We start from the raw sequence: 251 nt of genomic DNA, 5'->3' as shown, positions 1-251 counted from the left end.
GTAATAGGTCCTGGTGGTAAAATTTGTGGCTGTGTAATATCGAATGTTGGTCCAGGCGGTAAAATTTGCGGTTGCGTAGGATCGATAGTTGGCGGTGCTGGCGGTGAGACACGTGCATCGTAGCTTGGTTGATACATTTGTTGTTGGTATTGCGGTTGTTGTGGCTGAGTTGTGTATGGATTTTGTTGATATTGTTGTTCTTGGGTGCGCTGCGGTACATATGGATTTTGTTGTTCTTGAGTGTACTGAGT

Annotated in this window: 1 pseudogene; it reads right to left on the bottom strand. The window is 45.0% G+C overall.

The features are described 5' to 3' along the window. Positions 1 to 251, bottom strand: a pseudogene (locus tag JDS92_RS30330) (hypothetical protein); the annotation flags it as partial.

It is taken from the genome of Bacillus cereus group sp. N12, from assembly GCF_016483575.1.
Lineage (GTDB): Bacteria > Bacillota > Bacilli > Bacillales > Bacillaceae_G > Bacillus_A > Bacillus_A toyonensis.
The sequence above is the reverse complement of the archived record's forward strand: the minus strand, read 5'-3'. Positions and strand labels throughout refer to the sequence as shown.